General features: G+C 45.9%; 8 protein-coding genes. All 8 read right to left on the bottom strand.

The genetic code is table 11. The features are described from left to right. The coding region (locus IJN28_00435; protein MBQ6712238.1) for a hypothetical protein at positions 1–385 on the bottom strand (385 nt) is incomplete at its 3' end. 15 nt (positions 386–400) lie between these two features. Further along, on the bottom strand, positions 401–1024 hold the full coding sequence (locus IJN28_00430; GenBank protein ID MBQ6712237.1) for a histidine phosphatase family protein: 624 nt from the start codon (positions 1022–1024) through the stop codon (positions 401–403). Between the two features lie 113 nt (positions 1025–1137). Further along, the gene (gene cobS / locus IJN28_00425) at positions 1138–1899 is read right to left on the bottom strand and encodes an adenosylcobinamide-GDP ribazoletransferase (protein MBQ6712236.1); all 762 of its coding nucleotides are present in this window, start codon (positions 1897–1899) and stop codon (positions 1138–1140) included. Continuing rightward, positions 1899–2855 carry a cobalamin biosynthesis protein gene (locus IJN28_00420; protein ID MBQ6712235.1) on the bottom strand — a complete coding sequence of 319 codons (957 nt, stop codon included), beginning with the start codon at positions 2853–2855 and terminating at the stop codon, positions 1899–1901. The genes cobS and IJN28_00420 overlap by 1 nt, the downstream gene beginning before the upstream one ends. A 15-nt stretch (positions 2856–2870) precedes the next feature. Next, positions 2871–3428, bottom strand: coding sequence for a bifunctional adenosylcobinamide kinase/adenosylcobinamide-phosphate guanylyltransferase (gene cobU / locus IJN28_00415; protein MBQ6712234.1), 558 nt, complete (start codon positions 3426–3428; stop codon positions 2871–2873). A gap of 129 nt (positions 3429–3557) precedes the next feature. Continuing rightward, positions 3558–4568 (bottom strand): flippase-like domain-containing protein, encoded by a 1011-nt coding sequence (locus tag IJN28_00410; protein ID MBQ6712233.1) that lies wholly within the window; start codon positions 4566–4568, stop codon positions 3558–3560. A 65-nt stretch (positions 4569–4633) separates the two neighbouring features. Beyond that, a complete protein-coding gene (locus IJN28_00405; protein ID MBQ6712232.1) occupies positions 4634–5422 on the bottom strand; it encodes a GTP cyclohydrolase I FolE2 in 789 nt (262 codons plus the stop codon). Positions 5423–5439: 17 nt separating this feature from the next. Then, positions 5440–6159 (bottom strand): 7-cyano-7-deazaguanine synthase QueC, encoded by a 720-nt coding sequence (queC, locus tag IJN28_00400; protein ID MBQ6712231.1) that lies wholly within the window; start codon positions 6157–6159, stop codon positions 5440–5442. Positions 6160–6231: the final 72 nt, after the last annotated feature.

The raw sequence follows: 6231 nt of genomic DNA, 5'->3' as shown, positions 1-6231 counted from the left end.
CGATCGACAGCTTGCTCTCATCAAGTGTATATTGCGCCTGCACAAGCGACCTTCTCAAAATGGGGTTTCCGCCCGCGATCGCCTGTGCAAAACTGTCCCAATTCTGCTCCAAATACGAACGCATATCAAGCTCCGCTTGATGAAACGATACCCCCGTCAGTCCGCAATTTTCACAAAGCGCTTCCGCTGTAATGCGAAGCGTCTTTTCCGAAACAACATCCGATGCTTGAAAATATATCTCCCAAGAATTCGTCTGCGGATCTATTTTGACCTCTTGTATCGTTGCTTGTTGAAGAACAGCTTTATCATGTTCATCGAGTAACAGCTCTTTTACGAACGACCAAAAATGCTCACAGTTGGTCGGTACTATGCAAAACTGTTTCATGTTCCAATACTCCTCTTAGCCCCGTAAATGACCTGCATCATTTACCAGCTCTACGATCATAGACGCACGCGCGCCTTTCGAGGTATAATACGCGATCTGATTGACTGCCGTATTGTCTTGTCGGATCGACCATACATTCGCAAGCGACATACCAAGCGCATGACACAAGATCGTTCGGATCGCCGCACCGTGCGAAACGACAACGACCGTTTCGTCAGGATGCTTAGCGATCAATTTTTCGATACCGCGTACAGCTCTTGCCTGTACCTGCTGAAAATTCTCCCCGCCGGGCACTTCGATATTGGCAGGATCGGTAAATATCTTGTCGATCTGTCCGCGCGAACCGATATCAAGACTGGAAAATGACGAACCTTCCCACTCACCGAACGATATCTCGCGAAACTCTGCCATCGGGATCACATTAAGCTGATGTTTCTTCGCGATCGCCTCTGCCGTATAGATCGCACGCGTCAGGTCACTCGCATAGATAGCCGCGATCTTTTCGCCTGCCAATCGCTCGGCTACCAATTCTGCTTGATATTTCCCTTTATCATTCAAGGGAATATCAGTCTGGCCTTGATAGCGATGCGCTACATTCCAGTCCGTTTCCCCGTGTCTTACATAAATAATTCGAGTCATATTATCTCACCTACTGCTCGTTTTGATCATTCTGTCGATTTTATATTTTATCATAGTATCGTATCACTATGTGCAAAAACACAGCTGACATACCACTTTGTATCATACCCGGTTTAATGATAATTGGTGATAAACACCAACAAAACCAAAACCAATAATTCTATCGTTTCGTTAACGGCACCGTACACATCGCCTGTCAAACCGCCAAGTACACGTGTTATATATCTTCCTAAATAAAGTGCACCGCAGACTGCTCCCACGCCGCAAATAAGCGACACAACGCCAAACGGAAATAAGCATATTACCGTACAACCTGCCGCAACAAGCAGAGTCCTACTATTCGCGCACAGTTGAAACATCTTGCCGATACCGTCGGGACGTGCATACGGGAATCTAACGATCGCAATCACCATGGCCAATTTTCCAAGAATCGCCGCCATGAAAAAAGCCATCGGGATATCTGCAAGCGGTATCGACATCAGCATCGCCCATTTGAGCATGACCAGCATCACGAAGCCGACAACACCGTTCGCACCGACACGACTATCTTTCATAATAACAAGCATCTTCTCGCGATCTCGTCCCGAGAACACACCATCCATCGTATCCATGAATCCGTCACACGTCAATCCGCCACCTAGATACAGCCATAATGCTAAAAGGATAGCTGTCAGTCCCGTTGCGGGAATCGTAAACCCTATAGATGGCAGTACGAATATCAGCAGATACGATACGATTGCCATGACTGCACCGACAGATGCACCGACAAGCGGAAAATATTGTACACTTCGCGAAAACCGCTCATCCGACCAGTCATTTTGACGCACAATACGGATTCTGGAAAGGAATTGCAGGCCTGTCAAAAAAGACTGCATTAAACGCCGCCTCCCATCAACTTGATTACAACACCGATCAGACAGAAGAGAACTACCACCGTATACAGAAGGCGTATTGCTTTATCAATATGCTCTTCACTAACTTTTTCCGATGCATCTCCGACATATTCACGTTCAATTTCTTTTCCCTTATAAAAAGTTGTACCACCCAATCGAATGTTGAGCGCGCCTGCTATAGCAGCTTCGGTACATCCACCATTGGGTCCCGGATACTTATCAGCATCACGACGAATCATATTAACAGCTTGGCTCGCATCATAACGCAGAATAAACGATGCGATCACCACCAACATTGCCGTAATACGCGCAGGGATATAATTAAGCACTTCGTCCATTTTTGCTGCCGCATAACCAAACTCGGCATACTTTTCATCTTTGCAAGGGAACAGAGAACTTGCCCCGTTCGCCACGCAATACATAACAGCCAACGGAAAATCTCCCAACAAAAAATAAAAAAGCGGAGCAACGATCTTTGTTACCAATTTCTCAGCAACTGCACCGATCACAGCACGTGCCAACTCTTCGCGTCCCATCATATCTGTATCGCAATCGACGATTTCAAACGTACATCTGCGCGCCTGAACGATATTACCTTCAGAAAGTGCTTCTCTGATCTCATAAGCCGCCTCGGATAAACTACGCGGTATGATCAAAAACGCCACGATCAGAACACTACCTAAGAAATATCCCCATGGGCCCAACATCATCAGCGCGATCGCCAACACGATCGCTGATATGTAAGAAAGCATGATCGTTGCACAAACAAGAACGACACCCTTTTTGCGTTGTTTGGACGGCTCTTCGCTCTCGTCCCAAAGTTTTATTCCCAATGCAGCAGCGATACCGGTGGTCATCATCGCAGAATACTCCTTAGTACGCTTTTTACCAATGATGAGATCGGCGAGCACTGCCAACACGATCATATATTTTTCCATTTAGAAACCTCAATCTTATAAGATAATTGCATTTCGTTTTATCTCTGTTGCCAAACCGCAAGTTACCAGATATACCTCGTCGGCAGCAGACGCTATGAGCTGATTCGCAAGTCCCGCCAGATCACGATATTCTCTGGACAGAGCATCGCCCGGCACGATTCCCGAACCGACTTCATTCGTGACAAATATTACGATACTATCCGATTCTTTCGCACTTATGATCAATCGCTCGATCGCGGTCGTCACGATTTCATAATGATGTGCGAGTTTCTCTTCTCGATAGTCTTTCAACAGTGTATTCGTAATATAAAGCGTAACGCAGTCAAACAATATCATATCATGCTCTTTCGATGCATCGCCGATCGCTCTCTCTGCCTCATATGGAGCTTCATACGTTTTCCACGAAGACGGTCTTCTCTGTTGATGAAGATCGACTCGATACCTCATTTCTTTATCATAGATCTGTGCCGTCGCTATGTAAGCAACACGCTCACCATATTTAGCAGCATATTTTTCGGCGAATGTACTCTTACCACTACGCGAACCACCTGTCACCAAAACGATCTTTCCCATCGAAATCACCTTCGCCTTTTACTTATATCCCTTATACCAAATTCCCACATAGATATCGATTCTCCTGCCGATTGGCAGGAGAATGATGATGGCATAGCAATACCGACTATATATCTTCTTTCGTTACGATCACGAACTTTTTTTCTTCGCTTCTGCCGCTTTTTGTTTCGCACTCATGAAGTCTTCGCCAAACGCTTTTATCGTGAAATAAAAACCAACGAAAAACGGAACATATTCTACAATGAAACGCCACGCAACAGCCACGATACCGACCATACCGCTCGGCAAGAATTCATTAAAGAGAAGTACGAACCCGCCTTCCGCAATACCAGACCCGCCCGGTGTCGGCGCAAAGTAGAGCAGCAAGTTTAAGAGAACCATACGACCGATGACACTTCCCAGGTCAAAATCAACATTCATCCCCAAGAAGAGTGCAGGCACGACACCATAGAGCGCCAACAAGCTGATACCCGATTCCATGAATATCACAAATACCATCTTGGGTGCCGAACGCAATAATCGAACAGCCGAACGTACATCGCGGTACACTTGGAACAACATATGTCTTCGCGAACGACTGATACGGAATCCGAATCGTTTCAACAGTCGTCTGACCCAAGGCATGCGAACAGCCAATATCAGCACAAGTGTAAGCCCGATAAGCCCCACCAACGCACTGACGATCGTTTGCCCTGACAACTGTGTCAATAAAGCCGTATCATGGTAGAAAATGATTGGCAAACAACATAGCAAAAACACGATAGACATCAAAGTTCTTACAACAACAAACACCGTTGCCATACCTGTCGCAACACCGGCGCGCCTCAAGAATAGCAGTTGCGCCAGCGCACCGCCCGTTGCTCCCGGTGTGATGAGAGCCAGAAAATAGTTACCGAATACAACAGGCATCGTTTGCTTTAATGAAATTTTCCCATGCGAAATACCGACCATGTGCACAAGCCTCAGCCCGTCGAACAAAAGCCCGATCGCAAGCGATACAAAAGCAAGTCCAATCGCCCATGGCTGAAACATCGTCAGATTCCTGACGGTATTGATATCGACGGTGAAATAAATAACACCGACCGATATTAGTACAACAAAGAACAGTAAGCCGAACAACCGCTTGTAAAACTTCGTCATAATCAAAAACTCTCCACTTAAAATCAGTCACATACGCTTCTTGTAAGCATATACAACACTACGAATTACGCTTCTACAAACTCTGCATGGCTGGCATACGCATTATGGTTATGAATCGACTCTTGGTTCTCGCAAGTAACCTCGAACCAACGCACGCCTTCCATCGAACGCATTACCAGCACAACATCACGCAAAATATCTTCTACAAACTTCGGATTATCGTACGCTTCTTCTGTTACGACCTTCTCGTCTTGACGTTTGAGAAGAGAATATACAGGAGAGGATGCTTGTGCTTCCATATTGGAAACGATATCTTCGATCCAAAGGATCTTATCCATATCATAGCGCACTTTTACGCACATCGTACCACGCTGATTGTGTGCACCATACGCAGAAATCTCTTTACTGCACGGACAAAGCGAAGTGTACGGTACTGCCACTTCAAGCAAAAAGTCAAAAGCACCGTCTTTCGTCAATGTTCCTATGAATCGGCAATCAATATCAACAAGACCTTTCATCTTGCTGGCAGGTGCCTCTTTTTCCAAAAAATATTTAAACGCCAAGTCGAGATGTGCTTCGTCTGCCTCCAAACGAAGAATCGCATCTGCCAAAATATCTTTCATCTCATGCGACGAGATCGGTTTTTGCCGCCATGCATTGAGTATCTCGACAAAACGGCTCATATGCGTTCCTTTACACTCTTTCGGCAGTGCAACCGTCATTTGAATCGTTGCCAGAACGGGCTGCATGCCTCCATCTTTTTGTCGAACCAAAAACGGAAGTGCCAAACGGCTGATCCCGACTTTTTGGATCGCTATTCCACGTTTATCAATACTGTTTTGTACATCTTTCAATCCGTGTCACTCCCATATTACTTACAATCATCCGTTTCATACGGAACTGGGTCGACGATACCTGCTTCGCGGAATCCTTTCAAGCGAAGCTGACAGCTGTCGCATACGCCGCAAGCTTTTTCTCCGCCACGATAACAGCTGTGCGATACGTGAAGCGGTGCACCGAGTTTCGTTCCGAGTTCAACGATTTCTTTCTTCGACAGATTCAAAAGCGGTGTCTCGATCAATATCTCTTTTTTATCGACCGCAGCTGCTTTCGTCGCATAATTCGCCACCTGTTGGAACTGCTCGATAAACGCAGGACGACAATCGGGATATCCCGAATAATCGAGCGCATTCACACCGATCAAGATACGTTCTGCACCGATCGCTTCCGCATAACTGAGCGCATAGCTCAAAAATATCAAATTACGTGCAGGTACATACGTTACCGGTATCTCATCACTCTTGATATCCCCATCAGGTACATCGATCGATGTATCGGTAAGCGCACTGCCTCCGATCACGTTCATATTCGTTTCTATTACAATATGTTTTGCCACTTGATAAAACGCAGCGACCTTTTTGGCACTCTCGAGCTCAATGTTGTGGCGTTGATGATAGTCAAAACTGATCGGATAGAGTTCGTAGCCTGCTTCTTTGGCACATGCCATACAGACCGTCGAATCAAGCCCACCCGACAACAAAATAACTGCTTTCACGAGATAGTTTCTCCTTTTATTTCTGCTGCATCGCAGCTTCTTTGACACATTCTTGTACACGTTTGAGCGGAACTGCCTTCTCACGTGCGATTTTTTTGCAATCTTCGT

It is taken from the genome of Selenomonadales bacterium (assembly GCA_017442105.1).
In the GTDB taxonomy this organism is placed as follows: Bacteria; Bacillota; Negativicutes; order RGIG982; family RGIG982; genus RGIG982.
The sequence above is the reverse complement of the archived record's forward strand: the minus strand, read 5'-3'. Positions and strand labels throughout refer to the sequence as shown.